Source organism: Streptomyces sp. NPDC059897 (genome assembly GCF_042730865.1).
In the GTDB taxonomy this organism is placed as follows: Bacteria; Actinomycetota; Actinomycetes; order Streptomycetales; family Streptomycetaceae; genus Streptomyces.
Genome location: NZ_JBHWKQ010000025.1, coordinates 1 through 26,554, shown reverse-complemented (window position 1 = coordinate 26,554; position 26,554 = coordinate 1). Strand labels below are relative to the sequence as shown.

Genomic DNA, 26,554 nt, shown 5'->3' with positions numbered 1-26,554 from the left:
GCACCGGCGTCGCGGCCTCGGGGCTCCGCCCCGGCCCCCGCTGCTCAATCGCCGCAGGGGCTTGAAATGCGTGCCCTTCCGCCGGGACGCCGCGGGGGCACGTCGGCCGACGCTGGTGCTCGGATACCCGAAGGGCTTGGGCATCCGGGCCTACCGCTCGGACGCCGCCACGGATTGCGCGTCCGCTCCTGGCGCCCGAACACGGGATGAGCTTGGCCGCTCGGGCCTGACGCCCGAAAGGCGCACGGCCTCGACGACCAGGCCCACCGCCGGAAGCCCGCGCCGGCCGAACACCACAGGAACGCGACAGCCCGGCCCCACCACGGGGCGGGGCCGCCGGCCGAAGGGCGCGGGGGCCCGGGTTCCCAGGGCTGTCGGGCGAAGGCCGCGGAGGGCTGGAGTGCTGCCGGAGGGAAAACACACCGCTGCCCTCCCCCGGCCGTCCCCGAGGAAGGGCAGCGACGAACTGTGTCCTACTCCGCCGTGGCCGTCAGGTCGCCGCGGCGCGGGGCCGAGTAGCCCTCCAGGTCGGCGCGGGTGAGGCCGGAGAGACGGGCGACCTCGGCGGTGTCGAGGGCGCCGCAGTCGAGGCCGCGCAGCAGGTAGCCGGCGAGGGCCTTCGCGGTGGCGGGCTCGTCGGCGATGTCGCCCTCGGCCTGCCTGGCGTAGGCGGCGAGGCGCGCGGCGGCGGCCTCGAAGCCCTCGCGGTAGAAGGCGAAGACGGCGGCGTAGCGCGTCGGGATGTGGCCCGGGTGCATGTCCCAGCCCTGGTAGTAGGCGCGGGCCAGGGCGCGGCGGGTGAGGCCGAAGTGCAGGCGCCAGGCGTCGTGGACCTTGGCGGTGGAACCGACGGGCAGCACGTTCGTCGAGCCGTCCGAGACGCGCACGCCCGTGCCGGCCGCGGCGACCTGCATGACGGCCTTCGCGTAGTCGGCGGCCGGGTGGTCGCTGGCCTGGTAGGCGGCGGAGACGCCGAGGCAGGCGCTGTAGTCGAAGGTGCCGTAGTGCAGGCCGGTCGCGCGGCCCTCGGCGGCCTCGATCATGCGGGCGACCGTGGCGGTGCCGTCGCCTCCGAGGATGGACTGGCTGGTCTCGATCTGGATCTCGAAGCCGATCCGGCCCGGCTCCAGGCCGTGCTGCTTCTCGAAGGCCTCCAGGATCCGCACCATCGCGGTGACCTGCTCCGGGTACGTCACCTTGGGGAGAGTGAGAACGAGACCCTCGGGCAGGCCGCCGTGCTCCATGAGGCCGGTGAGGAAGATGTCGAGCGTGCGGATGGCGCGGTCGCGGACCGCCTCCTCCATGCACTTCATGCGGATGCCCATGTAGGGGGCGGCCGTGCCGTTCGCGTACGCCTCGGCGATGACGCGGGCGGCGCGCGCGGCGGTCTCGTCCTCGTCGGCGTCGGAGGCGGGCCGGTAGCCGTCCTCGAAGTCGACCCGCAGGTCCTCCACGGGCTCGCGCTCCAGCTTCGCGCGTACGCGGCTGTAGACCGGCTCGGCGAGCTCCTCGCTCAGACCGAGGACGGCGGCGAAGGACGCGGCGTCCGGGGCGTGCTCGTCGAGCTGCGCGAGCGCCTTGTCGCCCCAGGTGCGGATCGTCTCGGCGTCGAACGCGTCACCGGGGACGTAGACCGTGTGGACGGGCTGACGGGTGCCGGGGTCTCCCGGGTAGCGGCGGGCGAGCTCCGCGTCGACCGGGGCGAGTGAGGCGCTGATGCTCTCGCTGACCGCGCCCGCGAGGCTCGTCGACACCTTCTCCTGCTGACCCATTCGTGCACTCTCCATATGCTCGATGTTTCCACTTCACGGAATCAACAATCCGTATAGCGAAGTTAACCGTCGGCGTGATCGGCGTCAATGGGTGTTTTTCGAGACCCGTACATCGTCCCGGTACGCGGACGGGGCCGCGCGGTGCGAACACCACGCGGCCCCGTCGGCATCGGAACTGTCTCAGCCCTTGCGGGTCTTGACCTCTTCCGTGAGGGCGGGGACGACGTCGAAGAGGTCGCCGACGACGCCGTAGTCGACGAGGTCGAAGATCGGCGCTTCGGCGTCCTTGTTGATCGCGACGATCGTCTTGGACGTCTGCATGCCCGCGCGGTGCTGGATCGCGCCGGAGATGCCGGAAGCGATGTACAGCTGCGGCGAGACACTCTTGCCGGTCTGGCCGACCTGGTTGGAGTGCGGGTACCAGCCCGCGTCCACCGCGGCGCGCGAGGCACCCACGGCCGCACCCAGGGAGTCCGCAAGGGCCTCGATGACCGAGAAGTTCTCGGCACCGTTGACGCCACGGCCACCGGAGACCACGATCGCGGCCTCGGTCAGGTCCGGACGGCCCGTCGACTCACGCGGCGTACGGCTGGTGACCTTGGTGCCCGTCGCCTGCTCGGAGAACGACACCGCAAGCGCCTCGACCTCGCCGGCGGCCGGGGCCGGCTCGACGGGGGCGGAGTTGGGCTTGACGGTGATGACCGGCATGCCCTGGCTCACGGTCGACTTGGTGGTGTACGAGGCGGCGAACACCGACTGCGTGGCCACCGGGGCGCCGTCACCGGCCTCCAGGTCCACGGCGTCGGTGATGATGCCCGACTTGATGCGCAGCGCCAGGCGGGCGGCGATCTCCTTGCCCTCCGCGGACGAGGGCACCAGCACGGCGGCCGGGGACACCGCGTCGTAGGCGGCCTGCAGCGCGTCGACCTTCGGCACGACCAGGTAGTCGGCGTACTCGGCGGCCTCGTGCGTCAGGACCTTGACGGCGCCGTGCTCGGCGAGCGCGGCGGCGGTGTCGGCGGCGCCGTTGCCCAGCGCGACGGCGACCGGGTCACCGATGCGGCGCGCGAGGGTCAGCAGCTCCAGGGTGGGCTTGCGGACGGCACCGTCCACGTGGTCGACAAAGACCAGAACTTCAGCCATGGGACTTCAATCTCCTGCAATCACAAAGAACTTGGGCGATGGGTGGGTACGGCTGAAGCTCAGATGAACTTCTGGCCCGCGAGGAACTCGGCGAGCTGCTTGCCGCCCTCGCCCTCGTCCTTGACGATCGTGCCCGCGGTGCGCGCCGGACGCTCGTCCGCGGAAGCGACCTTCGTCCAGGCACCCTCGAGGCCGACCTCCTCAGACTCGATGTCCAGGTCCTCCAGGTCCCACGCCTCGACCGGCTTCTTCTTCGCCGCCATGATCCCCTTGAACGAGGGGTAGCGGGCCTCACCCGACTGGTCCGTCACCGACACCACGGCCGGAAGGGACGCCTCGAGCTGCTCGGAGGCGGTGTCACCGTCACGGCGCCCCGTCACCTTGCCGCCGGCGACCGCGACCTCGGACAGCAGCGTCACCTGCGGCACACCCAGGCGCTCGGCGACCAGCGCCGGCACGATGCCCGCCGTGCCGTCCGTGGAGGCCATACCGGAGACCACCAGGTCGTAGCCGGCCTTCTCGATCGCCTTCGCCAAAACGAGCGAGGTGCCGATCGCGTCCGTGCCGTGCAGGTCGTCGTCCTCCACGTGGATCGCCTTGTCCGCACCCATCGACAGCGCCTTGCGCAGCGCGTCCTTCGCGTCCTCGGGACCCACGGTCAGGACCGTGACCTCCACGTCGTCATCGGAGTTCTCCGAGATCTGCAGCGCCTGCTCCACCGCGTACTCGTCCAGCTCCGACAGCAGACCGTCGACATCGTCACGGTCCAACGTCAGGTCATCGGCGAAACCCCGGTCGCCCGTGGCGTCCGGCACGTACTTCACGGTGACAACGATCCTCAAGCTCACGCCGGCTCTCCTACTGCAATCGTCTTTATCTGGGCGGCTGTCTTGCTGCCAGCTGTACTGGCCACACGCCTAGCTGTACTGCTACGGCTGAAAACGCCTTCTCGCAGGCAGCATATGCGCCTTGTGCGGACTCTTCCGGTCGGGGCGGCCCGCGCTCCGATCAAAAGGTTACTCGCCAGTACACCCAGCTTATGCCCACTAAGCAAGCGCTTTGAACTGTGACCTTGCCAACGGTGCGTAACCGTGCCGTGCAGGAACTTTCAGTCGCGAAGGCCGTTGAAGCGGCCCTGGTGGTACAGCAGCGGGCGGCCGGCGCCCGCCGGGTCGCCGGAGACCGCCTCCGCGAGCACGATCTGGTGGTCCCCCGCGGGCACCCGCGCGATGACCCTGCAGACGAGCCAGGCGAGCACACCGTCCAGGATCGGCACCCCTTCAGGGCCGTCGAACCAGCGGGTGGGCGCGCCGAAACGGTCGGCGCCGCTCTTGGCGAACGTCGCGGCGAGGTCGGCCTGGTGTTCGCCGAGTATGTGCACGCCGACGTGCTCGGCCTCGGCGACGGTCGGCCAGCTCGAGGAGCCGACGCCGATCCCGAAGGAGATGACCGGGGGCGTCGCGGAGACGGAGGCGAGGGAGGTGGCGGTGAAGCCGACGGGGCTCGCGCCGGGCGCGGTGACCACCGCGACACCGGCCGCGTGCTGCCGGAAGACGGAGCGGAACAGGTCGGGGGTCGCTGCCTGGGCGGTGCGCAGGTCGGGCGTGGCCGTCATGGAGTTGTCCTTCTGGCAGGAGGGTTCGAGCAAGGGCCGTGGCTGCGTCAGACGCGCGGACAGCGGGCGCTCGAACAGCGAGCCAGGTCCACGTGGACCCGCTCGACGAGAAGGAGTTCCGAAGGCATAAAGTCACTCTGACGATACGTGGCGCATGCAGTCAAGTGCGTTCCGTCATCTGGGAGATGCGTCACGCGTCACACCCGCACCCGAGCATCGGCGGGCCTCACCCGCACGTCCGGACCCCGCACTTCAGACCGCTTCGCCCAGCGCCGCGATGACGTCCGCCTTGCGCGGCTGTCCGGCCGCCCGGCGCACCTCGCGGCCGCGCGCGTCCAGGACGAGCACGGTCGGCGTCTTGAGCACGCCCGCGTCCCGTACGAGGTCGAGGCGGGCCTCGGCGTCGATCTCCACATGGGACACGCCGGGCACCATCGAGGCGACCTCGTCGAGGACCCGGCGCGTGGCCCGGCAGGGCGCGCAGAACGCGCTGGAGAACTGCACGAGCGTCGCCCGCTCCCCCAGCTCCTCGCCCAACTGCGCGACGTCCCACGCCTGTTCGCCGACTGCCACCCTGCTCCTCCTTCGTTCCGCCGCCTCCAGTGCAGCGTTTTCCGGCCGTTCGCATATTCCCGGCACGTGACAAGGATCTCGTACGACGCCGGAACCAGGACTGGCCACCCGGCCGTTGATGGGGCACGATCTGCGCAAGCCGGAAAACCTACGGCTGCGTAACTTACTGAAGGGCCAACCCCCTCCATGGCAGAGCTCGTCTACCCTCCGGTCATCGGCGCCGCCCGCACGATGTTCAAGGCGCTCGACCTGAAGATCGACTGCAAGGGCTCGGAGAACATTCCGCGTACCGGCGGAGCAGTCCTGGTCAGCAACCACATCAGCTACCTGGACTTCATCTTCGACGGCCTGGCGGCCCTTCCGCAGAAGCGTCTCGTCCGCTTCATGGCCAAGGAGTCGGTCTTCCGCCACAAGATCTCCGGCCCGCTGATGCGCGGCATGAAGCACATTCCGGTGGACCGCTCCCAGGGTGAGCACGCGTACCAGCACGCGCTGCGGTCGCTGCGCTCGGGCGAGATCATCGGCGTCTTCCCGGAGGCGACGATCTCGGAGTCCTTCACGCTCAAGAGCTTCAAGACGGGCGCCGTGCGGCTGGCCCAGGAGGCCGGGGTGCCGCTGATCCCGATGGCGCTGTGGGGCACGCAGCGGCTGTGGACCAAGGGCCGTCCGAAGAACTTCAAGCGGCAGCACATCCCGATCACGGTCCGGGTCGGTGAGGCCATGGAGGCGCCGAGCGACCAGTACGCCGGGGCGATCACGCGCCGTCTGCGCTCGCGCATGCAGGAGCTGCTCGAGGCCGCGCAGCGCGCCTACCCGGTGCACCCCAAGGGCCCCGACGACACCTGGTGGATGCCGGCGCACCTCGGCGGCACCGCCCCGACCCCGGAAGAGGTCAGGGCCGCCGAGGCCGGCTGAGACCCCGGGTCACGTCACGCCGGGAGCGCGTCCGGAAGGTGCTCCCACAGGTACGGACGGTCCGGCGCGCCGCGCAGCGCGTCGAGCACCGCCGGGTGCGGCGCGTCATGGAGCGCCGGGTAGTCCGCCTCCCCGGCCGCCGGGTCGGGTATCCACGCCAGCCGCTCCCCGTCCAGGGCGAATTGGGCGTCGACGCCAGGCTTGTTCCCCCGGCAGTCCTGTCGGTGCCAGGCGCCGCGCAGCCGGACCGCCACCAGGCCGTGCACACACCAGCCCGTCCCCGCGTCGTGCGTCAGCCGCTGATAGCAGAGCGCCGTCGGGATGTCCTCGGCGCGCAGCAGCGCCGCCAGCGCGTGCGCCTTCGCGTGGCAGATCCCGGTGCCCTTCTCCAGGACGTCGGACGCCCGCCAGGTGACGCGCGGGTCCCCGCTGTCGGCGGAGTGCGCGATCGTGTCCCGTACGAACTCGTAGGCGGCGCGGGCGTATGCGTATGTGTCGACGACATCGCGCGCGAGGCGCGCCGCCGTCTCGCGTACGAGCGGGTGGTGATGGTCGACGGCGTCATCGGCCGCCAAGTACGCGGACAGATCAGGGTTCTGCTGGATCAGCTCCATGCCTAGGGAGCATAGAAATGCGGCCGCCCGTAAGTCAATACATTTACGGTCGGCCGCATACCTATGCGATCCCGGTGCCTAACGCGCCATCTCTTCCTTGAGGGCCGCGACGAAGGAGTCGACGTCCTCCTCGCGCGTGTCGAAGGAGCACATCCAGCGCACGTCGCCGGCCGCCTCGTCCCAGAAGTAGAAGCGGTACTTCTTCATGAGGCGCTCGGAGACGTCGTGCGGGAGGCGGGCGAACACGCCGTTGGCCTGCACCGGGTAGAGGATCTCGACGCCGTCGACGGCGCGGGCGCCCTCGGCGAGGCGCTGGGCCATCTCGTTCGCGTGCCGGGCGTTGCGCAGCCACAGGTCCTTGGCGAACAGCGCCTCCAACTGCACCGACAGGAAGCGCATCTTGGAGTGCAGCTGCATGGACAGCTTGCGCAGGTGCTTCATGTGGCGCACCGCGTCCTGGTTGAGGACGACGACGGCCTCGCCGAACAGCGCGCCGTTCTTCGTGCCGCCGAGCGACAGGATGTCGACGCCGACCGCGTTCGTGAACGTCCGCATCGGGACGTCCAGGGAGGCGGCGGCGTTGGATATCCGGGAGCCGTCGAGGTGCACGACCATGTTGCGCTCGTGGGCGTGCTCGCAGATCGCGCGGATCTCGTCCGGCGTGTAGAGCGTGCCGAGTTCGGTGGACTGCGTGATCGAGACGACCTGCGGCATCGCCCGGTGCTCGTCGTCCCAGCCGTACGCCTGCTGGTCGATCAGCTCGGGGGTGAGCTTGCCGTCCGGGGTGGGCACGGTGAGCAGCTTCAGGCCGCCCATCCGCTCGGGGGCGCCGCCCTCGTCCACGTGAATGTGCGCGGAGTCGGCGCAGATCACCGCGCCCCAGCGGTCGGTGACCGCCTGGAGTGCGACGACGTTGGCCCCCGTGCCGTTGAACACCGGGAACGCCTCGGCGGTCGGGCCGAAGTGGCCGCGGATGATCTGCTGGAGATGGTCCGTGTACTCGTCCCCGCCGTACGCGACCTGGTGCCCGCCGTTGGCGAGGGCGAGCGCCGCCATCACCTCGGGATGGCCCCCGGCGTAATTGTCGCTGGCGAAGCCCCGGGTGTCGGGGTCGTGACGCCGGTGGGCATCGGTCTTCGGAGGATTCACGGCTTCTCGGTCAGCCACAGACGGGTCCCGTTCAGTTCGGCGGCGGGCCGCTCCCAGACGCCGGTGATGGCCTCGGCCAGCTCCGTGACGTCCGTGAAGCCCGCGAACTTCGCGTTGGGGCGTTCGGCGCGCATCGCGTCGTGCACCAGCGCCTTGACCACCAGGATCGCAGCCGCCTGCTGCGGCCCCGCCTCGCCCCCCGCCTTGCGGAAGGAGTCGCCGAGCGCGAGCGTCCACGCCTCGGCCGCGGCCTTGGAGGCGGCGTACGCGGCGTTGCCCGCGGTCGGCTTGGAGGCGCCCGCGGCGCTGATCAGCAGGTAGCGGCCGCGGTCGCTGCGGGACAGGCCCTCGTAGAACGCGAGCGAGGTGTGCTGCACCGTGCGGATCAGGAGCTTTTCGAGCAGGTCCCAGTCGGCGAGGTCGGTGTCGGCGAACGTCGCGCCGCCGCGCCAGCCGCCCACCAGGTGCACGAGGCCGTCGACCCGGCCGAAGTCCTTCTCGACGCGGCCCGCCCAGTCGCGGGTGGCGTGCAGGTCGAGCAGGTCGACGTTGTCGCCGATCACGGTGGCGCCGCCGTGCGCGTAGCGCGCCTCGTCGACGGCTTCCACCAGGCGCTCGGCGTCCGCGTCGGCCCCGATGACCGTGGCACCGGCTTCCGCGAGTCGCTTGAGGGTGGCCTTTCCGGCCGGGCCCGCGGCTCCGGCGACCGCGATCACCGCACCGTCCAGCGTGTCCCTGGTCCCGTTGGTGTCGGTCATGTCCGTCGCCTCCTGCTGCTGTTCGCCGTGGCTCACGCGGCCACCCGCTCGGTGCTCTCCGCGGTGATCCCCTTCGTGGAGGCGATCACCTTCTTCAGCTTCTTCGAAAGCGCCTCATAAAACATGCTGAGCGGAAACTCGTCGGGAAGCACCTCGTCCACGAGTTTGCGGGGCGGCAGCGACGTGTCCAGGGCGTCCGGGCCCTTGGCCCAGGTGGAGCCGGGGTGCGGGGACAGGTACGTCGACACCAGGTCGTACGCGGCGAACCAGTGCACCAGCTTCGGGCGGTCGATGCCGTCCCGGTACAGCTGCTCGATCTCGCCGCACAGCTGGTTGGTGACCTCGGGGGCGCGGTTCCAGTCGATGAACAGCTTGTTGTCGGTCCAGCGCACCACGTCGTGCTTGTGCAGGTACGCGAAGAGCAGCTGGCCGCCCAGGCCGTCGTAGTTCTTGACGCGGTCGCCGGTGACGGGGAAGCGGAACATCCGGTCGAAGAGCACGGCGTACTGCACATCGCGCGCCTGCGGGACGCCGTCCGCCTCCAGCTTCACGGCCTCCTTGAAGGCGGTGAGGTCGCAGCGCAGCTCCTCGAGGCCGTACATCCAGAACGGCTGGCGCTGCTTGATCATGAACGGGTCGAAGGGCAGGTCGCCGTGGCTGTGCGTGCGGTCGTGGACCATGTCCCACAGCACGAACGCCTGCTGGCAGCGCTCCTGGTCCCCGACCATCTCCGCGATGTCCTCGGGCAGTTCGACGCCCAGGATGTCGACGGCGGCCTCGGTGACGCGACGGAAGCGGGCCGCCTCGCGGTCGCAGAAGATGCCGCCCCAGGAGAAGCGCTCGGGCGCCTCGCGCACGGCGATCGTCTCCGGGAAGAGCACCGCCGAGTTCGTGTCGTACCCGGAGGTGAAGTCCTCGAAGGTGATGCCGCAGAACAGCGGGTTGTCGTAGCGGGTCGCCTCCAGCTCGGCGAGCCAGTCCGGCCACACCATGCGCAGCGCGACGGCTTCCAGATTGCGGTCCGGGTTGCCGTTCTGCGTGTACATCGGGAAGACCACCAGGTGCTGGAGGCCGTCTTGGCGCTGGGCCGCGGGCTGGAAGGCGAGCAGCGAGTCCAGGAAGTCCGGGACCTCGAAGCCGCCGTCCGCCCAGCGGCGCAGGTCGCGCACGAGCGCCTCGTGGTACGCGGCGTCGTGCGGCAGCAGCGGGGCGAGCTCCTCGACCGCGGATATGACGCGGCTCAGGATCCGCTCGGCGTCGGCCTTCGCCGGGGCGCCCTCGGCCTCGAAGTCGATCGACCCGTCCGCGCTCTGCAGGGGCCTGAACTCCTCCACGGCGTCCTTGAGCAACGGCCAGGCCGGGTGGTCCACCACCCTGGGTCCGACCACCTGGACCGGAGAATCCGTCTCCTCCGCGCCAGCCTGCACAAGAATTTCCGTCATGTCCCAACCTCCACGGGAGAACCTCGCGTAAGAACACCGTATGCACGCGAGGTTCCCGACCACAAGGGGGGTCTCGGGAAATTATCCTGTGCCACCCCCTAGATCACCGCTGTTTTTCCTGTGACGGGCGGTAGCCGCAATCGCCGCCACCGCGCCCGCAAGGGCCTGCCGGGAGTCCTCCAGAAGCTCGGGGAACCCGAAGAATCCGTGGAACATCGCCGGGAAGTGGCCCTCCGTGACCGCGACGCCCGCGTCGCGCAGCGCCTTGCCGTACGCCCGGCCCTCGTCGCACAGCGGGTCGCAGCCGGCGGTGACGATGTGCGCGGCGGGCAGTCCTGCGAGGTCCTCGGCGAGCAGTGGCGATACGCGCGGGTGGGCGGGGTCGCCGTCCGCGCCCAGGTACTGCTCGCGGAACCAGCCGCAGTGGGCGGCGCTGAGGAAGTAGCCCTCGGCGTTGGCCTCGAAGGAGCCGGTCTTCTGGCGGGCGTCGGTGGCCGGGTAGACGAGGACCTGGCACGCGATGGCGGGACTGTCCTCGTCGCGGGCGATCTGGGCGACGACCGCGGCGAGGTTCCCGCCCGCGCTGTCGCCCGCCACGGTCAGCGCCTCGGGGTCGGCTCCCAGTTCCGGCGCGTGGTCGGCGACCCAGCACACGGCGGCGTAGGCATCCTCGACGGCGGCCGGGAACGGGGCCTCGGGCGCGAGCCGGTAGTCGACCGACACGACGACGGCGCCGGCGTCCCGGCACAGGGCGCGGGCGGTGTGGTCGTGGCTGTCGAGGTCGCAGATGACCCAGCCGCCGCCGTGGAAGAAGACGACGACGGGGCGGGGGCCCGGTGCGGCGTCCGGTTCCGGCAGGTAGACGCGCACGGGTATCGCGGGCGCTCCCGGCGGCCCGGGTATTTCGCGGTCCTCGACGGCGCCCACCACGGGCGCGGGGAACGGCGACTCGGGTGCCGCGGCGAGGATCCGGCGGGCCTCGACGGCGTCGGTGACGGCGCCTCCGAGGTCGGGGAAGGCGGCGGTGATGGCATCGACGAGGGGGCGGGCCTCGGGGGCGAGGCGGTCGACCGGGTCGGGGGTCATGGGCGGCTCCTGGGTCGGTGTGGCGGTGCGGAACGGCGGACGGATCCCTGCCCAGCGGCGGGCATCACGCACCGCCGTCGCCGCGGAAGTGCGGGATCACCTTCTCGCCCCACTGCCGCAGCGTCTCCATGCACGCCTCCTGCGGCACCGTCCCCATCTGAATGAGGCACATGATCTCGTCGGCGCCGGCGTCACGGAGCCGCTCGACGTACGCGATGGCGTCGTCGGCGGTGCCGTACGCGTGGTCGGCGTTGAAGGTGGCCGTGGCGGTGGGGCGGACGGGGATGCGGTGCTCGTGGAGCCGGGCGACGACCTGCTCGGCGGCCCTGCGCATCTCCTCGGCCTCGTCCGCGCCCTCCACGACGGCCTCGTCGGGGATGCCCGCGCCGCCGTACCAGTGGCCGATGGACTGCGCGAAGAAGCGCTGGCCGCGGATGCCGATGCTGCGGGCCGTCTCCCGGTCGTCGAGCACGATGGTCGGGCACAGGACCGAGAAGTGGTCGTTGACGACGGACGACACGAGCCGTTCGGGGGTGCGCGCCGCGAGCGCGGCATCGTAGGCACCGCGCATGTCGGCGATCGCCTCCGGCCCCGCGAACCCCATCACGAGCGCGCCCACGCCGAGTTCGGCGGCCTGGCGCAGCGTCTCCGTGCGGCTGCACGCGAGGAAGAGCGGCGGATGCGGCGTCTGGGCCGGCCGGGGCAGGATCGGATGCGGGTCGATGTCGAGGAGCGGCCCATGGTGCTCCAACTCCTCCTTCTCCCACGCCTTCCCGATGATCCGCAGCGCCTCCTCGACCTCCTGCGTGGTCCGCTCCTTGTCGACCCCGCACAGCGACGTCTCCTGCGTGGTACCACCGCGCCCCGCCCCGAGGTCGAGCCGCCCGCCGGACAACAGGTCGAGCATCGCGGCACGTTCGGCCACGCGCGCGGGGTGGTTGAACTTGAACGGCATGCACACCACGCCGTGCCCCACGCGAATACTTGACGTACGCGCCGCGACCCACGTCAGAAAGATCTCCGGCGCCGACATGTGCGCGTACCACTTGAGCGAATGGTGCTCGACCGCCCATATCCGGTCGAACCCCATCTCCTCGGCGTACACGGCCTGTTCGACGCTGTCGTGCAGCAGCTGGTGCTCACGCTCGACGGTGGGGTCGGCGAGCTGGGCCTCGAAGATGACGGAGAACTTCACGGTTCCCTCCCGGGGCTGGACTGGGGCCATATGACTAATAGCTATATGACTGCCCGTCAGAAAAGGGAAGGGGCACGGCTCGCGCACCGTGGAATGGGAAGCTGGAGCCATGGGAGAGAGCAGCGGGGGTGCGGCGGTGCGCAGGCCGGTCGCCGGGGAGATCCAACTCCATTACGGGCAGGCCTACATCGAGAGCGGCAGTGATTTCGCGCCGGAGCTGCAGGAGACCTTTGCCGGGCAGCGGTCAGGGCTGTGCGGTGCCGCCGTGCCCGGGTTCCTGTTTCTCATCACCGGGCTGCACACCGGCGACGTGGGCTTCACCGTGGAGGTCCACGAGCGGGAGCCCGCCCTCGCCCCGGACTGGGAGGACGTCGTCGAGGTGTCGTTCCGGCCGGCATCGGAGCGGACCTGTCTGACGCAGTGGGCCGGCGAGGCCGCGTGGGAGCTCGGGCTCGACCCGGTCGACCATCGGGTGCGGTACTGCGCGTACGGCATGGACGCGGGCAGCGACCTGGACACCCGCATCGACGAACCGCAGGCCGACCGCTATCTCATCCAGTTCTGGCCCGCCCCTGCCGCGCCGGACCGCATCGTGCGGCAGACGTCCGAGGCAGCCGAGTACTGGCACGGTGTCGCCCGCAGGACGCCGCCACCGCCGACGGCCGAGGAGCGCGCCGAGCAGGAGTGCCGGGCCCGCGCGGCTCAGGAACGCGCCGAGCTGGAGCGGCACTTGGAGCACGAACGGCACGCGTGGGGCGGGCGGTCCCCCAGTGACAACCTGCGCACGGTGGAGGCAGCGGCGTGGGGTCTGCTCCGCTTCGACGCCGCGCTCGTCCATGAGCTGGACGCCGTGGACGCCGAAGCGCAACGCGCGGTCGCCGTGCACGCCGCCCGGCGTGCGTGCGCGATCGCCGGCATCGCCGAACTCTCCTGGGTGGCGCCCGCCCTCGCGGCGCTCGACGAGGGGCGGGCGCTGCCGGCGCCGTTCGACGACCGGGACGAGATGTTCCGGACTCTGGCGTCGGACCCGCGGGTCCCGGACAGGCAGGCCCGGCGGGCGGTGCCGCCCACGGAGCCCGAGCCGGGGCCCGGTGCCATGTTGGTGGTCGGCCCCGCGCGCGACGGCCTTCATGGCGGACTCCACGGAGCCCGCGGCGGAGCCGCCTCCGGTGTCCCGGCCGCACATGGCACTTCCCGCCGTTGTGGACGCCGGTGACGCCCACCCTCTGAAGGCGGCCCTCGATGCCATCAGCGCGGGAATCGCCACCTTCGGGGAGGACTGGCCCGTGCTGCTGCGCGAGGTGCGGGCCATGTGCGTGCAGGCGGGCGGCGACGGCGCGGACGCAAGCAGGGTGCGGCCCTGAGGTGGTTCGAGGGGTGACACCTTCTAGGCTTCCCGCGTCGACCCGACCACACCTGGAGCCACTCATGTTCGACCCCGCCCCCACACCCCCGTACCCCTACACCGGAACCCCCGAGCCGCACCCGCTGCTCGCGCCCGTTCTCGGTCTGATCGGGAGTTGGCGCGGGCGTGGGCAGGGCCAATACCCCACCCTGGACGGGGACTTCGCGTACGCGCAGGAGGTCACGTTCAGTCATGACGGCAGGCCGTTCCTGCACTACGAGGCGCGGGCCTGGCTGATTGATACCGAGGACGCACCCGTGCGGCCCGCCGCGCGGGAGAGCGGGTGGTGGCGGGTGCAGCCGGAGGGGCGGGTCGAGGCGCTGATCACGCAGCCCACCGGGATCGCGGAGGTTCTGGTGGGGCAGGTCGTCGATGGGGCCGTCGAGCTCGCCACGCACGCCGTCGCCGGTACCCCGACCGCCAAGCGGGTCGACGCGACGGGACGTCGTTACACGCTCGCCGATGACGGGACCCTGACGTTCAGCCACGACATGGCCGCCGTCGGGCAGCCGCTTCAGCACCACCTCTCGGCGCGGCTGCGTCGCGCGGAGGTCTTGCGTCCGTGACCTGAAGCTGGCTTCAATGCGGAGCCATGCCGACCACGCAGCTGCCGCCGACCGCCTGGGCCGTGCTCGGGCTGCTGTCCTTCCCGCCCGGCGAGCGGACCGGGTACGAGCTGAAGAAGTGGGCGGACGCGTCGCTGCGCTTCTTCTACGGCTCCCCCGCGTTCAGCCAGATCTACGCCGAGCTGCGCAGGCTGGAGGGGCTCGGCTACGCCACGTCGCGGCGCTCGGGCCCGGAGGAGCCGCGCACCAAGCGCACGTATGCCATCACGCGCGCGGGCCGGGACGCGCTCGCCGCGTGGGCGGACGGCGATCAGGACACCGCCGCCGTGTCGCTGCGGCACCCGGTGCTGCTGCGCGTCTGGCTGGGCCATCTCGCCGACCCCGAACGGCTGCGCACGCTCGTCGAGGAGCATGTGGCCCGCACCGAGGGCGAGTTGAAGGAGGTGCGGGACGCGGCCGCGCGGGCGCGGGGCGTGGAGGCGTGGGCGCACCCGCAGATCGCGCTGCGCTGGAGCGAGCGGCACCTCGCGGCCGAAGTCGAGCTGGCCCGGGACATGTTGGCGGACCTGGCCGCGCTGCCCGGCTCCCCCGAAGTCAACGCCGGCGGGGACGCGCCCACCACCGGGTGAGCGGGCTCGCGCCACGGGTGACCCGCCCGGTATGACGGGCCGTACCCCCTGCCCGTACCTCCGGAGGCGTATCCGCCATGAGTACCCGTGCCGTCCTCGTCGCCGCCGTGATCACTGGACTGATCCTCGGGGTGGTGGGCACCAGAACCGACGACTCCGGTCCTTCTCGCAGGCACGGTTCCCTCGCGCGGACGGCCCGTTAGTGTACGAGTCTGTCGCGTCCGCGCGGCAGTACCGAGCGCCAGTCGACGGAGGCGAGACGACCTTGAACTTCCTCACCATCGGGCATCGCGGAGCCATGGGTGTCGAACCCGAGAACACCCTGCGGTCCTTCGTCGCCGCCGAGCGCGGGGGCCTCGACATCATCGAACTGGACCTGCACCTGAGCAAGGACGGCGCGCTCGTCGTCATGCACGACGCCGGCGTCGACCGGACCACGGACGGCCACGGGCCGATCGCCGAGAAGACCCTCGCCGAGATCCGCGGCCTCGACGCGGGACGCGGCGAGCGCGTACCGGTCTTCGAGGAGGTGGTCGACGCGGTCGGCACCCCGCTGCAGGCCGAGATCAAGGACACGGCGGCGGCGCGGGCGCTCGCCGATGTGATGCTGCGCCGCGATCTGGTGCACCGGGTCGAGGTGATCTCGTTCCACGACGAGGCGATCGCCGAGATCGCCCGGCTGGTGCCGGGCGTGCGCACGGCGCTGGTCGCCAGCCGTTACGGCACGGGCGTCGTCGAGCGGGCCGTCACCGCGGGCGCCACGACCCTGGTGCTCAACATCCGGCGGCTCACGCAGGAGATCGTCGAGCACGCCCGCAAGGCCGACCTGCGGATCATCGGCTGGGTCGTGAACACCCAGGACGATCTGCGGCTCGTACGGGCGCTCGGCCTCGACGGCGCGACGACCGACTATCCGGAGATCAAGCGGACCGGCCGCTTCACCGCGTGACGAACGGCGTGACCGGCCGCGTGACAGGCCGCGTGACCAGTCACCCAGCGGCTCGAACTAGTCGTCGAGCGGCTTGACGAGCAGTTCGAACTTCAGGTCGTCACGCTGCGGGATGCCGAAGCGCTCATCGCCGTACGGGAACGGGGTGAACCGTCCCGTACGGCGGTAGCCGCGGCGCTCGTACCAGGCGATGAGGTCCTCGCGGGCGTCGATCACCGTCATGTGCATCTCGCTGACGCCCCACGCCTCGCGGGCCCTGCGCTCCGCCTCCGCGATGATCGCCTTGCCGAGTCCCGCGCCCTGCTGGGCGGGGCTGACCGCGAACATCCCGAAGTAGGCGTGGTCCCCGCGGTGCTCCAGCTGGCAGCAGGCGACGACCGCCCCGTCCCGCTCCACCGTGAGCAGCCGGCTGTCGGGCGCCTCGATGACCTCGAGCACGCCCTGCGGGTCGGTCCGCTGCCCTTCCAGAATGTCCGCCTCCGTGGTCCAGCCGGTCCGGCTGGAGTCCCCTCGGTAGGCCGACTCGACGAGCGCGACGAGCACGTCGACGTCCTCGGGTTCGGCGTCACGGAAGGCGAGGTCGACGATGGTCATGGGGCGGTCTCCGGGTTCTGGGGCGGCGGGGCGTACGGGGCGCCGTCGAGGTTAACGCGAGCGCACTACGCTGCGTCGGCATGGTTCACGTACTGAGCAGCAGGGTCCTGATCCGGCCGACCGACCCCGAGCGTTCGCGGGCGTTCTACGGAGCGGCGCTGGGCCTCGCGGTCTACCGGGAGTTCGGCACCGGGCCCGAGCGGGGCACCGTGTACTTCCTCGGCGGCGGGTTCCTGGAGGTCGCGGGCCGCTCCGCACAGCCCCCGGTGCCGAGTCTCAAGCTGTGGATGCAGGTGGCGGACGTGCACGCGGCGCACGCGGAGCTGGCCGAGCGGGGCGTCACCGTGACGCGCGAGCCGGTCGAGGAGCCGTGGGGCCTCGTCGAAATGTGGATCAAGGACCCGGACGGCCACGAGATCGTCCTCGTCGAGGTGCCGCAGGAGCATCCGATCCGGTACCGGCCGGGAATCTGAGCCGCTCCGGCCCCGCTCCTCGCTCGAACGGCCTATGACGCGGCGTCCCGCGTCCGCGGTCGTTCGGGTGCGGTGGGGCGCGGTTCCGGGTGTCCCGTACGGTCCCTGGTTCGCGTGCGGTGGACCGGCCAGGGGCGGAGGATGGCGTGAGTTCGGGATTCGGGCGTGCCGAATCCGGATACGCAGGGATCGACGGCGCACCAACGGTCCCACGCAGCCCACCCCAGGAGAGATCCGACATGACCACTCCGCGGAACACCAGCGCTTCCCGTTCGTCGTCCGTCCCCCGGATCCTGATCATCGGCGCGGGATTCGCCGGGATGGAGTGCGCGCACAAGCTGGAGAAGGAGCTCAAGCCCGGAGAGGCGGTGCTGCGGCTCATCAGCCCCACCGCACACCAGCTGTATCTGCCACTGCTGCCGCACGTGGCCTCCGGCGTGCTCACGCCGCAGTCGGTGGCGGTGCCGCTGCGCCGGATGCTGCGGCGCACCCAGATCGTGCCGGGCGGCGCGATCGGTGTGGACCCGCAGGCGAAGGCCGTCGTCGTACGGAAGATAAACGGCGAGGTCAGCATCGAGCACTACGACTACCTGGTGCTCACGCCGGGCAGCGTTACGCGCCAGTTCGACATCCCGGGCCTGGACAAGTACGCGGTCGGCGTCAAGACACTCGCCGAGGCGGCCTGGATCCGCGACCACGTGATCACGCAGCTGGACCTGGCGGCGGCCAGCTCCGACCCGGACGAGCGCGCGGCGCGGCTGCAGTTCGTGGTGGTCGGCGGCGGCTACGCGGGCACGGAGACGGCGGCGTATCTGCAACGCCTGACGACCGCGGCCGTCAAGCGCTATCCGGGTCTGGACCCGGCCCTCATCAAGTGGCACCTCCTCGATGTCGCTCCCAAGCTCATGCCGGAACTGGGCGAGCGGCTCGGCGACAAGGCCATGGACATCCTGGAGCGGCGCGGCCTTCACGTCTCGCTCGGGGTGTCGGTGGCGAGCGTCACCGAGGACACCGTCACGCTCACCGACGGGCGCGAGCTGCCCTGCCACACGCTGATCTGGACGGCCGGTGTCGCCCCGAGCCCGCTCGTGGCGACCCTCGGCGCCGAGACCAACCGAGGCCGGCTCGTGGTGACACCCGAGCTGACCGTGCCGGGCCTCGACGGCGTCTTCGCCCTCGGTGACGCGGCGGCCGTGCCGGACATCGTCAAGGGCGGCGACGCGATGTGCCCGCCGACGGCGCAGCACGCGATGCGGCAGGGCTGGGCGGCGGCCCGCAACATCCTCGCCTCGGTACGCGGCAACCCGCTGACGCCCTACCGGCACAAGGACCTCGGCCTCGTCGTCGACCTCGGCGGCATCCAGGCCGTGTCGAAGCCGCTGGGCATCCAACTGACGGGCCTGCCCGCCCAGGTCGTGGCGCGCGGCTACCACATCGGCGCACTGCGCACCCTGACCGCGCGCTTCCGCACGGCGGCCAACTGGACCCTCAACGCGGTCGCGGGCGACGACTTCGTCCGCACCGGCTTCCAACGCCACCGCCCCGCGACACTCCGGGACTTCGAGATGACCGACGCGTACCTCTCCCCCGAGGAACTGCGCGAGGTCATGGCGGCACGGGTGGACGGCAGGTCAATGTCCCCGGAGAAGCCACACCTTCCGATCACCTGACGCGTCGAGACGTTGCTCGCGACCCATCTCCGTGCAATCACGAGAGTCAGGGCCCGGGGCCGGCGTGGCGTCGTCGCCGAGCGACGGGCGGGTGTGACGCGGCGGCGTTCGAGGGGCACGTCGTCACCCGAGCGGACGCTGCAGCCGTCCGTCGCCGCCGCCGCGCTGAACGGGCCGTTCGCCGAGTTCCTGCTCAACGACCCGCGGGCCGCGAAGTACCCGCTGCGGTTCACCGACACCGAACTCCTCCCGTGCGCCGTACCGGATCGAGCCCACGCAGTCGTGGTTCAACACCGTGCCGGAGCCGGCGGACCCTCGCGGGCAGTGGTGCGACGAGGCGCGGGCGTGGCGCACTGAGCCCCGGGCGTGGGGCCGGTGATTTCCGACCCCACGCCCACCCGCACCGCCCCTCGCTACTTCCCCGCCGCGCGCAGCTCCTCGTACGCCTCCCGCGACAGCGGCTCCGCGTCCGGGATGCCGAGTCGGTCCAGGGGGATCCGGTACGTCTCCGGGGACTTCCACGTCGCGATCGAGGCGACGACGGTGATGGCGAGGCAGAGCGTGCCGATGGTGAGCGGCACGTTCGAGGAGCCGGGCGGCGCCACCATCGTGAAGATCGTCGGCAGGAACGCGACGATCGCCAGGCCGATGTTCTGCGCCAGCGCGAACCCGGTGACGCGCCGGGCCGCCGGGAACAGCTCCTGGAAGAAGCAGGCGAACGTGGCGTTCCAGGACTGGTAGGCGACACCCCAGGAGAGGACCGCGAGGAGGAAGGTCAGTGGCACGTTGTTCGCGCTGACCGCCCACAGGTACGGGTAGCAGAGCAGGCCTGCCGCCAGGCCACCCACGATCATGATCGGGCGGCGGCCGAACCGGTCGGAGAGGTGGCCGAAGACCGGGACGACGAACATGCCCGCCACGTTCGCGGCGATCTGGATCCAGAGGTACACGGTCGTGCTCATGCCGACGCCGTAGCCGGACTGCGTCGCGTAGGCGCCGCCGAACACCGAGACCGTGACACCGATGACGTTGACGAGCGTCATGCACACCGCGCGCAGGATCTCCCGCCAGTTCTCCCGGAACGCCTCGACGAACGGCACCTTGTGCGCCTCGGGGCCGGTCTCCTCCCGCTGCTCCTCGAAGGTCTTCGTCTCCTCGACGCGCCGCCGGATCAGGAGGCCGGCGATGACGACCGCGGCGCTGAGCACGAACGGGATGCGCCAGCCCCAGGTCTTGAAGGCCTCGTCGGACAGCAGCATCGACATGGGCAGGAAGATCGCGGCGCCGAGGATCTGGCCCGCGACCGTTCCGTGCAGGGCGAAGCTGGCGAGGAATCCGCGCCTGCCGTGCGGAGCGTGCTCGATGATCATCGCGCTGGCGCCGCTCAACTCCCCCGCCACGGCGAAGCCCTGCACGAGGCGGACGAGGGTCAGCAGAATCGGCGCGATGATCCCGACCTGGCTGTACGTGGGCAGCAGCGCCACCACGAACGTGGAGACGCCCATCAGGAGCATCGCCAGGACCAGGACGTTCTTGCGGCCCTTCTTGTCGCCCCAGTGACCGAGCACCGCGGCGCCGATGGGGCGCGCGACGTAGCCCACGGCGTAGGTGCCGAGCGACGCGAGCACGGCGATCGTCGCGTTGCCCTCGGGGAAGAAGATCCCCGGGAAGACGAGCGCCGCCGCCTGGGCGTAGATGAACCAGTCGTAGTACTCGAGGGCACTGCCGATCCAGCCGCTGGCCGCGGCCTTCCTCGACATCGCCCGCCCGGCGGCGGGCGCGTCCGCGGTACGCGACTCCTTTGACGCGGTCACGCTCATGGCTCTCCTTGGTGTGATCAGGCCACGGCACTGAGTAGAAAGCGCTTGCACGGCAGACGGTCGTCACCGTTCTTGAAACGCTCCATTAGTGGCGGCCTCGCGACTCCGTGCTCGACGGCGACAGACGGTCGATCCGCAGGCGGCTCCATACGAACCCGCGGCGTACGGGCCTGTCAATGGATTCCGGAAGCTTTCCCGGAGCGAGGTACTGGGGTGCTGATACGTTTCAAACTGTCGGTCGCACTCCCGGAACCCCCCGCCCGGACCCCCTTGTCCGGACCCGCACCCCCCGCTTAGGGTCGCCTGCAACGGAAAGCGCTTTCCCTCCGACAGCTCTCCGCGAGGAACCCGCATGCCAAGCCCCGACCGCCAGGGATCCCGTCCGCGTGCCGCCGTCGTCGGCACGGGTGGGATCGTCACCGGCAGCCATCTGCCCGCCCTCACCTCCCTGCGCGACCGCGTCGAACTCGTCGCCGCCGTCGACGTGGACCAAGGCCGCCTCGACGGATTCCGCGCCCGGGCCGCCGAGGCCGGTTTCGCGGACGTCTCCGCGCACACCGACCTGGACGCCATGCTCGAAGCGGCGCGCCCCGATCTCGTCCTCATCGGCACCCCGCCGGTGTTCCACCGCGAGCAGACCGTCGCGGCACTCAAGTCCGGCGCCTGGGTGCTGTGCGAGAAGCCGCTCACCCTGTCCCTCGCCGAGTACGACGAGATCGCCGCCGCCGAGGAGGCGAGCGGCGCCTACGCGTCCGTCGTCTTCCAGCACCGCTACGGCTCCGGCGCCGTGCACGCCCGTTCGTTGCTCACCGAGGGCACGCTCGGCCGCCCGCTGGTCGCCCACTGCCAGACGACCTGGTACCGCGACACCGCCTACTACGACGTGCCCTGGCGCGGGAAGTGGGCCAGCGAGGGCGGCGGTCCGGTGATGGGCCACGGCATCCACCAGTTCGACCTGATGCTGCACCTGCTCGGCGAGTGGACCGAGATCCGGGCGATGGCGGCCCGCCTGGTGCACGACACGGAGAGCGAGGACGTGTCGACCGCGCTCGTCCGCTTCAAGGACGGCGCCCTCGGTACGGTCGTCAACTCCGTGCTCTCGCCGGACGAGACGAGCCGCATCCGCATCGACTGCGAGAAGGCCACGGTCGAGCTGACGCACTTGTACGGGCACGGCAACGACGACTGGCGCTACACCCCCGCCCCCGGCAGCGAGCAGCCGCCCGCTCCCACCGCCGACGTGCCCAGCTCGCACACCGCGCAGCTGACCGCGCTGCTCGACGCGTACGACGCGGGCACCCGGCCGCCCGGCAGCGGCCAGAGCGCCCGCGGCACGCTGGAGTTCGCCGCCGCGCTGTACAAGTCGGCGTTCACCGGAGCGACCGTCACGGCCGGGGAGATCGGCCCCGGCGACCCGTTCTACGCCGCCATGCACGGCGACCACCCGGATTGGAGCCCGCAGCAGTGAGCAGCGCCCCGTCTTCGCTGAAGGTCACGCACACGCACGGCGACCGCATCGTGGTTCACGCGGCCGGCACGGACCTCTTCTCCTACGTCTACAAGCCCGACCCGGAGGCCTTCGAGGCCCGCAAGCCGTACGTGCATCCGCTGCGCACCCTGTCCGGCAATCTGGTCTCGGGCTATCGGCCCAACGACCACCGCTGGCACAAGGGCCTCCAGATGACGGCCAGCCATCTGTCAGGGCAGAACTTCTGGGGCGGCAACTGCTATGTGCACGGCGAGGGTTATCTGCCGCTGCACGACCGGATCGGCTCGATGCGGCACGACGGATTCGACGCCGTCGAGGCGGGCGGCGACGAGCTGTCCTTCGTCGAGCGCCTCACGTGGATCGAGAACGGCGGCGCCGAGTGGGCCCGCGAGCGGCGCGGGGTGCGGGTGCACGCGGTGGACGCCGAGTCCGGTTCGTACGCCGTCGACTGGTCGATCGAGCTGACGAACACCCGCGCGGACGGCGAGGCGCTGCGCTTCGGTTCGCCGACCACGGCGGGCCGCGAGATGGCCGGGTACACGGGCCTCCAGTGGCGCGGCCCCCGCGACTTCACGGGCGGCAAGGTCTTCGGACCCCAAGGGGACGCCTCCGACAGCGAGTTGATGGGCACGCAGGGCCCGTGGCTGGCCTTCACCGGCGAGCACGACGACGTCGACGCGCACTCCACGCTCGTGTTCGAGCACGCCCCGGAGAACGCGGACGCGATCCACGCCTCGCACTGGTTCGTGCGCTCGGAGCCGATCCCGACGGTCGCGTTCTCCTGGGCGTTCTTCGAGGAATTCGCGCTGCCGGCGGGCGAGACGTTCCGCTACCGGTACCGGATCGTGGTCGCGGACGGCGCCTGGGACGAGGAGCGGGTCGCCAGCCGACTGAAGGCGCTGGCGTGGTGAGCCGGGAAGCCTCGGGACTGGACAGGCCGCTGCCCGGGGGGATCGGCCTGTCCCACATCTCCGCCTACGACTGGGAGGCGGCGGACGGCGTCTGCGGCGGCAGCCCGCATCTGCACCTGGTGTGCACGGAGGCGTACGTGGTGACGGGCGGGCGCGGCGCCGTGCAGACGCTGAGCCCGGACGGCTACCGGGACACGCCCCTGGAGGCCGGTTCGCTCGCGTGGTTCGAGCCGGGCACGGTGCACCGCATGGTGCGGGGCGAGGATCTGCGGATCACCGTCCTGATGCAGAACAGCGGGCTGCCGGAGGCGGGCGACGCGGTGTTCACGTTCCCGCCGGAGTATCTGGCCGACCCGGAGAAGTACGCGGCCGCGGCGGCCCTGCCCGGTCCGGCGGGTCCGGAGGCGGAGGCGGCCGCGCGCCGTCGCCGGGATCTCGCGGTCGAGGGCTATCTGCCGCTGCGCGAGGCGTTGGCCGCGGGGGACGCGGAACCGCTGCGGGCGTTCCAGCGGGCGGCCGCGGAACTGGTCCGTCCGCGCGTCGCGGCCTGGCGCGAGCTGTGGCGCACCGGCGCCCTGGCCGCCGCCGAGCGCACGGGCGCCCAGCTCGACGCCTTGGAACAGGGCGACGCCGACGGGTACCTGTCCGCATCGACGGCGCACACCGCCACGCCCACGCGCCACGGTGGGCTCGGCATGTGCGGTCGGCGTGAGGAGTACGGCATCGAGGGGGCGACGGTGCCGCGCTGAGGGCGCCTCCTGAGGGCGGGCGGCGGGCCTCTACTGGGGCCCGCTGCCGAGCCGCCCCTCCAGCTGGAGCAGCAACTCCCCCAGCAGTCCGCTCAGTTGGGCGTCCTTCCCCTCGCCCAGACCCGAAAGGACCGCCCCCTCGTACGCGAGTTGACTCGGGAGCAGTTCGTCGACGAGGGCGCGGCCCTCGTCCGTCAGGCTGAGGTGGGAGACGCGGCGGTCGCGGGTGTCGCCGCGGCGGGCGATCAGGCCGCGCTCCTGGAGCTGCTTGAGGCGCTTGGTGACGGCGGCGCCGGAGGCGAACGTCTCGCGGGCGAGGTCGCCGGGGGTGAGCTCGCGTCCGGTCCTGCGCAGCGTGCCGAGCAGATCGAACTCGGCCCTGGTCAGGCCCGCGTGCCGCAGTGGTGCGTCCTCGGCCTGCTGGAGCAGGGCGGCGCACCGGTTGATGCGCCCGATGATCTCCATGGGGCCGGTGTCGATGTCGGGTCGTACGGCCTGCCACTGCCGTACGACGGACGACACGATGTCGAGCGGCGCCGTTGCCGCCGGGCCTTGCTGCGTGCTCATGCCTGCCTGACCGGACCTTCCTCATGGGCCGAACGCTGTGCGTCGGCCACTATCCGCTACTTCGGGGCGCCCGCACCACTCGGGTCGCCCGCCATCGCCTGCCTTCGGACGGTGGCGGCGAGCGTACGGTGCCCGGACTGCTCGGCGGCGAGCACCCGCTCCTCGGGCAGGGCGCGCTGCCACCATTCACCGGCCGCGGTGTCGGCGGCGGCGCGCAGCTCGACGAGGGCGCCGGTGAGGCCGCGGCGGGCCGCTTCCAGGGCGGCGTGGTCGGGGACGGGGAGCGCGAGCGTGTCCTCCGCGGCCCGGCGCGCGCCGTCGGTCGCGTCGAGGGCCTGTTCGATGCCGTCGGTGGCGCGCCGGTTGGTGACGGCGATGGCGGCGACGACGCCGAGCACGGCGCCGACGAGGGTGTCGACGACGCGGTCCCCGATCAGCTCGCCGGGCTCCTGGTAGCGGGCGAACTCGGTGACCAGGAGCGCCATGGGTGTCACGCACAGGCTGCCCAGCCAGTAGTTGCGGGAGATGAGCGCCTCGGCCCCGAAAGCGCAGGCGAGGCAGCACAGTACGAGGGCGAGCCGGCTGGCGTGGGCGAGCGGGACGACGGCGGCGAAGACGAGGACACCGGCGATGTTGCCGACGACGCGCTGGATGCCGCGGTTCCAGGACAGTGTGAGGTTGGCCTGGTAGATCGAGGCGGCGGTGACGAGCGCCCAGTAGGGGCGGCCGACGCCGAGGGCGAGCGAGCCGTATCCGGCGAGGGCGCAGCCGACGAACGTACGCAGGGCGATGGGCAGCAGCGGCGAGCCGGGGCCGATCCGCCGCCACAGCGAGGGCTTGCCGCCCGCGAGCTCGGCCTCGATGCCGAGGAGCTCGTCGTCCATCCCGGCGATGCGTGCGGGCCGCGGCACCGAGCCCGCCCCGCGCAGCCCGGCCGCCCAGGCGCGCAGCCGGTCCGCGTCGGCGTCGCCCGGCGCCGCGATGGCGACCTCGGCGCGCAGCACGAGCCGTTCCAGGGCGCGCCGCGCCTCGGTGCGCGCGCCGGTGGCGAGCAGCGACTGCCACGCGGCGTGCACGGCGGCGGCCGCCGCGCCGCGGGCGGGTGCGTGCTCGGGGCGCTCGACGTACGCGGCGGCGGCGTTCAGGGCGCGGGCGGTGGCGCGGCGCTCGGGCCCGTGCGGCCGGACGAGGGCGGGGGCCATGCCCACGATCCAGGACACGGCGCCGGCGGCGAGCGTCAGCGCGAGGTGGCCCGGCACCTGCCCGAGGGTCTGCGGCGCGAACAGTGTCGCGGAGCTGATGAACGTGAAGATCAGGTTTCCCGGCGGTCCGATCCGGGTGGCGTCGCACAGCGTCTTCTGCGCGGCGGCGAGCAGCGCGCCGACGGCGACGAGGAGGACGGTGGACGAGGTGAGCGAGGCGGAGACCAGGGCGACGCCGACGCTCGCGAGCATCCCGAGGACCACCCACGCGAGGGCACGCGCGCGTGCCGCGTACGGGAGGTTGTGCCCGTACAGGGCGCACAGGCTGCCCGCCATCGTGTACATGGCGAGGTCGAGCCGGCCGAGGGCGAGCAGCGTCATGTTCGGTATCGCGGTGGCGACGACGACGCTGGTCGCGGGCTTGAGCCAGACGTCCGACGGCTTGTTGAGGCGCAGCACTCCGGCGAGCGGGAGGCGGTGGACGGAGGGGGTGCGAGGTGACGGTGGTGTGCTGCTCATAAGAAAACTTTAGCAGGTGTTTTACCCGTGAACGATGTCGCGTGATCGGACGCACACTCCGGATGCACGCTCCGCCCGCGCGACCACCCGTGCTCCCCTGCGCCGCCATACGCCCCTGCCCGCCCGGGCATCTCCCTGACGGACACCGACGACGAGACGGACACACGATGGGGGACCCGGTGCACGGACCGCTCTCGGCCGCCTGGCTGCTGGTCGCGCTCTGCGCGGCGACCGGCGCGTACTGCCTGCTGCGCCTGCGCAGCGGCGTCGAGGAGCAGCGCCGCACGGCCGGCGGCGAGGCCCTGATGGGATTCGGGATGGCGCTGATGGCCGTCCCCGCGGCGGTGCTCACGCCCCCGCACTGGGCGTGGCTGCTGTACGCGACCGTGTTCGGGGCCGCCACGCTCCGCGCCCTGTGGGCCTCCCGGACGGGAAGCCATCACCTGCACCATCTGGTGGGCACGTTCGCCATGGCGTACATGGCGGTGGCGATGGCCGTCCGCCCGGCGGCCCACGCACACCACGGCGGCGCAGGTGTCCCGGTCCTCACGGGCGCGCTGCTCCTCTACTTCACGGTCTACGTCCTGTGGTCGGGCGCCCGCCTCGTTCCCACCACCGCGGCGGGGGCGCGCCCCCCCCCCCCCCCCCCCCCCCCGGGGGGGGCCCCCCCCCCCCCCCGCCCCCCCCCCCCCCCCCCCCCCCCCGGCCGGCGGGGGTGGGTGTGGGAGTGGTGGTAGGGGTCGCCCCCC

General features: G+C 71.7%; 28 protein-coding genes. 13 read left to right on the top strand and 15 right to left on the bottom strand.

What is annotated here, in order from left to right:
* Nucleotides 1-473 precede the first annotated feature (473 nt).
* From ACFV9W_RS25415 to ACFV9W_RS25395, 5 genes are all read right to left on the bottom strand, one after another.
* A complete protein-coding gene (locus ACFV9W_RS25415) occupies nt 474-1,772 on the bottom strand; it encodes a DUF6986 family protein (protein WP_385764922.1) in 1,299 nt (432 codons plus the stop codon).
* Between the two features lie 180 nt (nt 1,773-1,952).
* A complete protein-coding gene (locus ACFV9W_RS25410; RefSeq protein WP_385764746.1) occupies nt 1,953-2,915 on the bottom strand; it encodes an electron transfer flavoprotein subunit alpha/FixB family protein in 963 nt (320 codons plus the stop codon).
* Between the two features lie 59 nt (nt 2,916-2,974).
* A complete protein-coding gene (locus ACFV9W_RS25405) occupies nt 2,975-3,763 on the bottom strand; it encodes an electron transfer flavoprotein subunit beta/FixA family protein (protein ID WP_385764744.1) in 789 nt (262 codons plus the stop codon).
* A 260-nt stretch (nt 3,764-4,023) separates the two neighbouring features.
* Nucleotides 4,024-4,530 (bottom strand): flavin reductase family protein, encoded by a 507-nt coding sequence (locus ACFV9W_RS25400; RefSeq protein WP_385764742.1) that lies wholly within the window; start codon nt 4,528-4,530, stop codon nt 4,024-4,026.
* Between the two features lie 252 nt (nt 4,531-4,782).
* Nucleotides 4,783-5,103, bottom strand: coding sequence for a TlpA family protein disulfide reductase (locus tag ACFV9W_RS25395; protein WP_385764740.1), 321 nt, complete (start codon nt 5,101-5,103; stop codon nt 4,783-4,785).
* 186 nt (nt 5,104-5,289) lie between these two features.
* On the opposite strand from ACFV9W_RS25395, the gene ACFV9W_RS25390 reads away from it, so the two are divergent.
* Nucleotides 5,290-6,018, top strand: a complete 729-nt coding sequence (locus ACFV9W_RS25390; protein WP_385764738.1) for a lysophospholipid acyltransferase family protein — start codon at nt 5,290-5,292, stop codon at nt 6,016-6,018.
* Nucleotides 6,019-6,032: 14 nt separating this feature from the next.
* On the opposite strand, the gene ACFV9W_RS25385 is transcribed toward ACFV9W_RS25390, so the two are convergent.
* From ACFV9W_RS25385 to ACFV9W_RS25360, 6 genes are all read right to left on the bottom strand, one after another.
* Nucleotides 6,033-6,632, bottom strand: a complete 600-nt coding sequence (locus ACFV9W_RS25385; RefSeq protein ID WP_385764736.1) for a transglutaminase domain-containing protein — start codon at nt 6,630-6,632, stop codon at nt 6,033-6,035.
* A 78-nt stretch (nt 6,633-6,710) separates the two neighbouring features.
* Nucleotides 6,711-7,781, bottom strand: coding sequence for a threonine aldolase family protein (locus tag ACFV9W_RS25380; RefSeq protein WP_385764734.1), 1,071 nt, complete (start codon nt 7,779-7,781; stop codon nt 6,711-6,713).
* Nucleotides 7,778-8,539 carry an SDR family NAD(P)-dependent oxidoreductase gene (locus ACFV9W_RS25375; RefSeq protein ID WP_385764920.1) on the bottom strand — a complete coding sequence of 254 codons (762 nt, stop codon included), beginning with the start codon at nt 8,537-8,539 and terminating at the stop codon, nt 7,778-7,780. The genes ACFV9W_RS25380 and ACFV9W_RS25375 overlap by 4 nt, the downstream gene beginning before the upstream one ends.
* Nucleotides 8,540-8,571: 32 nt before the next feature.
* A complete protein-coding gene (locus ACFV9W_RS25370) occupies nt 8,572-9,981 on the bottom strand; it encodes a DUF6421 family protein (protein ID WP_385764732.1) in 1,410 nt (469 codons plus the stop codon).
* A gap of 81 nt (nt 9,982-10,062) precedes the next feature.
* Nucleotides 10,063-11,067 carry an alpha/beta hydrolase gene (locus ACFV9W_RS25365; protein ID WP_385764730.1) on the bottom strand — a complete coding sequence of 335 codons (1,005 nt, stop codon included), beginning with the start codon at nt 11,065-11,067 and terminating at the stop codon, nt 10,063-10,065.
* A 64-nt stretch (nt 11,068-11,131) separates the two neighbouring features.
* Nucleotides 11,132-12,262, bottom strand: a complete 1,131-nt coding sequence (locus tag ACFV9W_RS25360; protein WP_385764728.1) for an LLM class flavin-dependent oxidoreductase — start codon at nt 12,260-12,262, stop codon at nt 11,132-11,134.
* 109 nt (nt 12,263-12,371) lie between these two features.
* Between ACFV9W_RS25360 and ACFV9W_RS25355 the strand changes: the two genes are divergently transcribed.
* The 6 genes from ACFV9W_RS25355 to ACFV9W_RS25330 all read left to right on the top strand — a co-directional run bounded on the left by ACFV9W_RS25355 (nt 12,372) and on the right by ACFV9W_RS25330 (nt 15,811).
* Nucleotides 12,372-13,478, top strand: coding sequence for a hypothetical protein (locus tag ACFV9W_RS25355; protein WP_385764726.1), 1,107 nt, complete (start codon nt 12,372-12,374; stop codon nt 13,476-13,478).
* Nucleotides 13,447-13,626 carry a hypothetical protein gene (locus ACFV9W_RS25350; RefSeq protein ID WP_385764724.1) on the top strand — a complete coding sequence of 60 codons (180 nt, stop codon included), beginning with the start codon at nt 13,447-13,449 and terminating at the stop codon, nt 13,624-13,626. Before ACFV9W_RS25355 ends, ACFV9W_RS25350 begins: the two co-directional genes overlap by 32 nt.
* Nucleotides 13,627-13,690: 64 nt before the next feature.
* Nucleotides 13,691-14,233, top strand: coding sequence for an FABP family protein (locus ACFV9W_RS25345; RefSeq protein WP_385764722.1), 543 nt, complete (start codon nt 13,691-13,693; stop codon nt 14,231-14,233).
* A gap of 26 nt (nt 14,234-14,259) precedes the next feature.
* The gene (locus ACFV9W_RS25340; protein ID WP_385764720.1) at nt 14,260-14,862 is read left to right on the top strand and encodes a helix-turn-helix transcriptional regulator; all 603 of its coding nucleotides are present in this window, start codon (nt 14,260-14,262) and stop codon (nt 14,860-14,862) included.
* Between the two features lie 77 nt (nt 14,863-14,939).
* Complete coding sequence (locus ACFV9W_RS25335; protein ID WP_385764718.1) at nt 14,940-15,065, top strand: hypothetical protein; 126 nt, start codon at nt 14,940-14,942, stop codon at nt 15,063-15,065.
* 62 nt (nt 15,066-15,127) lie between these two features.
* Complete coding sequence (locus tag ACFV9W_RS25330; RefSeq protein WP_385764716.1) at nt 15,128-15,811, top strand: glycerophosphodiester phosphodiesterase; 684 nt, start codon at nt 15,128-15,130, stop codon at nt 15,809-15,811.
* Nucleotides 15,812-15,868: 57 nt separating this feature from the next.
* Here ACFV9W_RS25330 and ACFV9W_RS25325 read toward each other — a convergent pair whose 3' ends face one another.
* Nucleotides 15,869-16,405 (bottom strand): GNAT family N-acetyltransferase, encoded by a 537-nt coding sequence (locus ACFV9W_RS25325; protein WP_385764714.1) that lies wholly within the window; start codon nt 16,403-16,405, stop codon nt 15,869-15,871.
* Nucleotides 16,406-16,485: 80 nt separating this feature from the next.
* Here ACFV9W_RS25325 and ACFV9W_RS25320 point away from each other — a divergent pair, with 80 nt between their 5' ends.
* Nucleotides 16,486-16,878: a VOC family protein gene (locus ACFV9W_RS25320; protein WP_385764710.1), complete on the top strand. Its 393-nt coding sequence runs from the start codon at nt 16,486-16,488 to the stop codon at nt 16,876-16,878.
* Between the two features lie 239 nt (nt 16,879-17,117).
* On the top strand, nt 17,118-18,548 hold the full coding sequence (locus ACFV9W_RS25315; RefSeq protein WP_385764708.1) for an NAD(P)/FAD-dependent oxidoreductase: 1,431 nt from the start codon (nt 17,118-17,120) through the stop codon (nt 18,546-18,548).
* 413 nt (nt 18,549-18,961) lie between these two features.
* Here ACFV9W_RS25315 and ACFV9W_RS25310 read toward each other — a convergent pair whose 3' ends face one another.
* A complete protein-coding gene (locus ACFV9W_RS25310; RefSeq protein WP_385764706.1) occupies nt 18,962-20,362 on the bottom strand; it encodes an MFS transporter in 1,401 nt (466 codons plus the stop codon).
* A 358-nt stretch (nt 20,363-20,720) separates the two neighbouring features.
* On the opposite strand from ACFV9W_RS25310, the gene ACFV9W_RS25305 reads away from it, so the two are divergent.
* Genes ACFV9W_RS25305 through ACFV9W_RS25295 form a run of 3 tightly spaced genes read left to right on the top strand, consistent with a single transcriptional unit; the run spans nt 20,721 to nt 23,517 of the window.
* Entirely contained in the window at nt 20,721-21,836 is a 1,116-nt protein-coding gene (locus ACFV9W_RS25305; protein ID WP_385764704.1) for a Gfo/Idh/MocA family protein, read from the top strand.
* Nucleotides 21,833-22,768: a PmoA family protein gene (locus ACFV9W_RS25300; protein WP_385764702.1), complete on the top strand. Its 936-nt coding sequence runs from the start codon at nt 21,833-21,835 to the stop codon at nt 22,766-22,768. The genes ACFV9W_RS25305 and ACFV9W_RS25300 overlap by 4 nt, the downstream gene beginning before the upstream one ends.
* A complete protein-coding gene (locus tag ACFV9W_RS25295) occupies nt 22,762-23,517 on the top strand; it encodes a cupin (protein ID WP_385764700.1) in 756 nt (251 codons plus the stop codon). The genes ACFV9W_RS25300 and ACFV9W_RS25295 overlap by 7 nt, the downstream gene beginning before the upstream one ends.
* A 30-nt stretch (nt 23,518-23,547) precedes the next feature.
* Here ACFV9W_RS25295 and ACFV9W_RS25290 read toward each other — a convergent pair whose 3' ends face one another.
* Both ACFV9W_RS25290 and ACFV9W_RS25285 read right to left on the bottom strand, forming a co-directional pair.
* On the bottom strand, nt 23,548-24,084 hold the full coding sequence (locus ACFV9W_RS25290) for a MarR family winged helix-turn-helix transcriptional regulator (protein WP_385764697.1): 537 nt from the start codon (nt 24,082-24,084) through the stop codon (nt 23,548-23,550).
* A 56-nt stretch (nt 24,085-24,140) separates the two neighbouring features.
* Complete coding sequence (locus ACFV9W_RS25285) at nt 24,141-25,805, bottom strand: FUSC family protein (RefSeq protein ID WP_385764695.1); 1,665 nt, start codon at nt 25,803-25,805, stop codon at nt 24,141-24,143.
* Between the two features lie 179 nt (nt 25,806-25,984).
* Between ACFV9W_RS25285 and ACFV9W_RS25280 the strand changes: the two genes are divergently transcribed.
* A complete protein-coding gene (locus ACFV9W_RS25280) occupies nt 25,985-26,542 on the top strand; it encodes a DUF5134 domain-containing protein (protein ID WP_385764918.1) in 558 nt (185 codons plus the stop codon).
* Nucleotides 26,543-26,554 lie beyond the last annotated feature (12 nt).

What these genes read in the sequence shown, in the direction of transcription:
- ACFV9W_RS25355 (WP_385764726.1), top strand. Translation starts at nt 12,372, where the DNA reads ATGGGAGAGAGCAGCGGGGGTGCGGCGGTGCGCAGGCCGGTCGCCGGG.
- ACFV9W_RS25385 (WP_385764736.1), bottom strand. Translation starts at nt 6,632, where the DNA reads ATGGAGCTGATCCAGCAGAACCCTGATCTGTCCGCGTACTTGGCGGCC.
- ACFV9W_RS25415 (WP_385764922.1), bottom strand. Translation starts at nt 1,772, where the DNA reads ATGGGTCAGCAGGAGAAGGTGTCGACGAGCCTCGCGGGCGCGGTCAGC.
- ACFV9W_RS25320 (WP_385764710.1), top strand. Translation starts at nt 16,486, where the DNA reads ATGGTTCACGTACTGAGCAGCAGGGTCCTGATCCGGCCGACCGACCCC.
- ACFV9W_RS25390 (WP_385764738.1), top strand. Translation starts at nt 5,290, where the DNA reads ATGGCAGAGCTCGTCTACCCTCCGGTCATCGGCGCCGCCCGCACGATG.
- ACFV9W_RS25375 (WP_385764920.1), bottom strand. Translation starts at nt 8,539, where the DNA reads ATGACCGACACCAACGGGACCAGGGACACGCTGGACGGTGCGGTGATC.
- ACFV9W_RS25350 (WP_385764724.1), top strand. Translation starts at nt 13,447, where the DNA reads ATGGCACTTCCCGCCGTTGTGGACGCCGGTGACGCCCACCCTCTGAAG.
- ACFV9W_RS25335 (WP_385764718.1), top strand. Translation starts at nt 14,940, where the DNA reads ATGAGTACCCGTGCCGTCCTCGTCGCCGCCGTGATCACTGGACTGATC.
- ACFV9W_RS25410 (WP_385764746.1), bottom strand. Translation starts at nt 2,915, where the DNA reads ATGGCTGAAGTTCTGGTCTTTGTCGACCACGTGGACGGTGCCGTCCGC.
- ACFV9W_RS25345 (WP_385764722.1), top strand. Translation starts at nt 13,691, where the DNA reads ATGTTCGACCCCGCCCCCACACCCCCGTACCCCTACACCGGAACCCCC.
- ACFV9W_RS25290 (WP_385764697.1), bottom strand. Translation starts at nt 24,084, where the DNA reads ATGAGCACGCAGCAAGGCCCGGCGGCAACGGCGCCGCTCGACATCGTG.
- ACFV9W_RS25285 (WP_385764695.1), bottom strand. Translation starts at nt 25,805, where the DNA reads ATGAGCAGCACACCACCGTCACCTCGCACCCCCTCCGTCCACCGCCTC.
- ACFV9W_RS25370 (WP_385764732.1), bottom strand. Translation starts at nt 9,981, where the DNA reads ATGACGGAAATTCTTGTGCAGGCTGGCGCGGAGGAGACGGATTCTCCG.
- ACFV9W_RS25305 (WP_385764704.1), top strand. Translation starts at nt 20,721, where the DNA reads ATGCCAAGCCCCGACCGCCAGGGATCCCGTCCGCGTGCCGCCGTCGTC.
- ACFV9W_RS25340 (WP_385764720.1), top strand. Translation starts at nt 14,260, where the DNA reads ATGCCGACCACGCAGCTGCCGCCGACCGCCTGGGCCGTGCTCGGGCTG.
- ACFV9W_RS25400 (WP_385764742.1), bottom strand. Translation starts at nt 4,530, where the DNA reads ATGACGGCCACGCCCGACCTGCGCACCGCCCAGGCAGCGACCCCCGAC.
- ACFV9W_RS25325 (WP_385764714.1), bottom strand. Translation starts at nt 16,405, where the DNA reads ATGACCATCGTCGACCTCGCCTTCCGTGACGCCGAACCCGAGGACGTC.
- ACFV9W_RS25365 (WP_385764730.1), bottom strand. Translation starts at nt 11,067, where the DNA reads ATGACCCCCGACCCGGTCGACCGCCTCGCCCCCGAGGCCCGCCCCCTC.
- ACFV9W_RS25315 (WP_385764708.1), top strand. Translation starts at nt 17,118, where the DNA reads ATGACCACTCCGCGGAACACCAGCGCTTCCCGTTCGTCGTCCGTCCCC.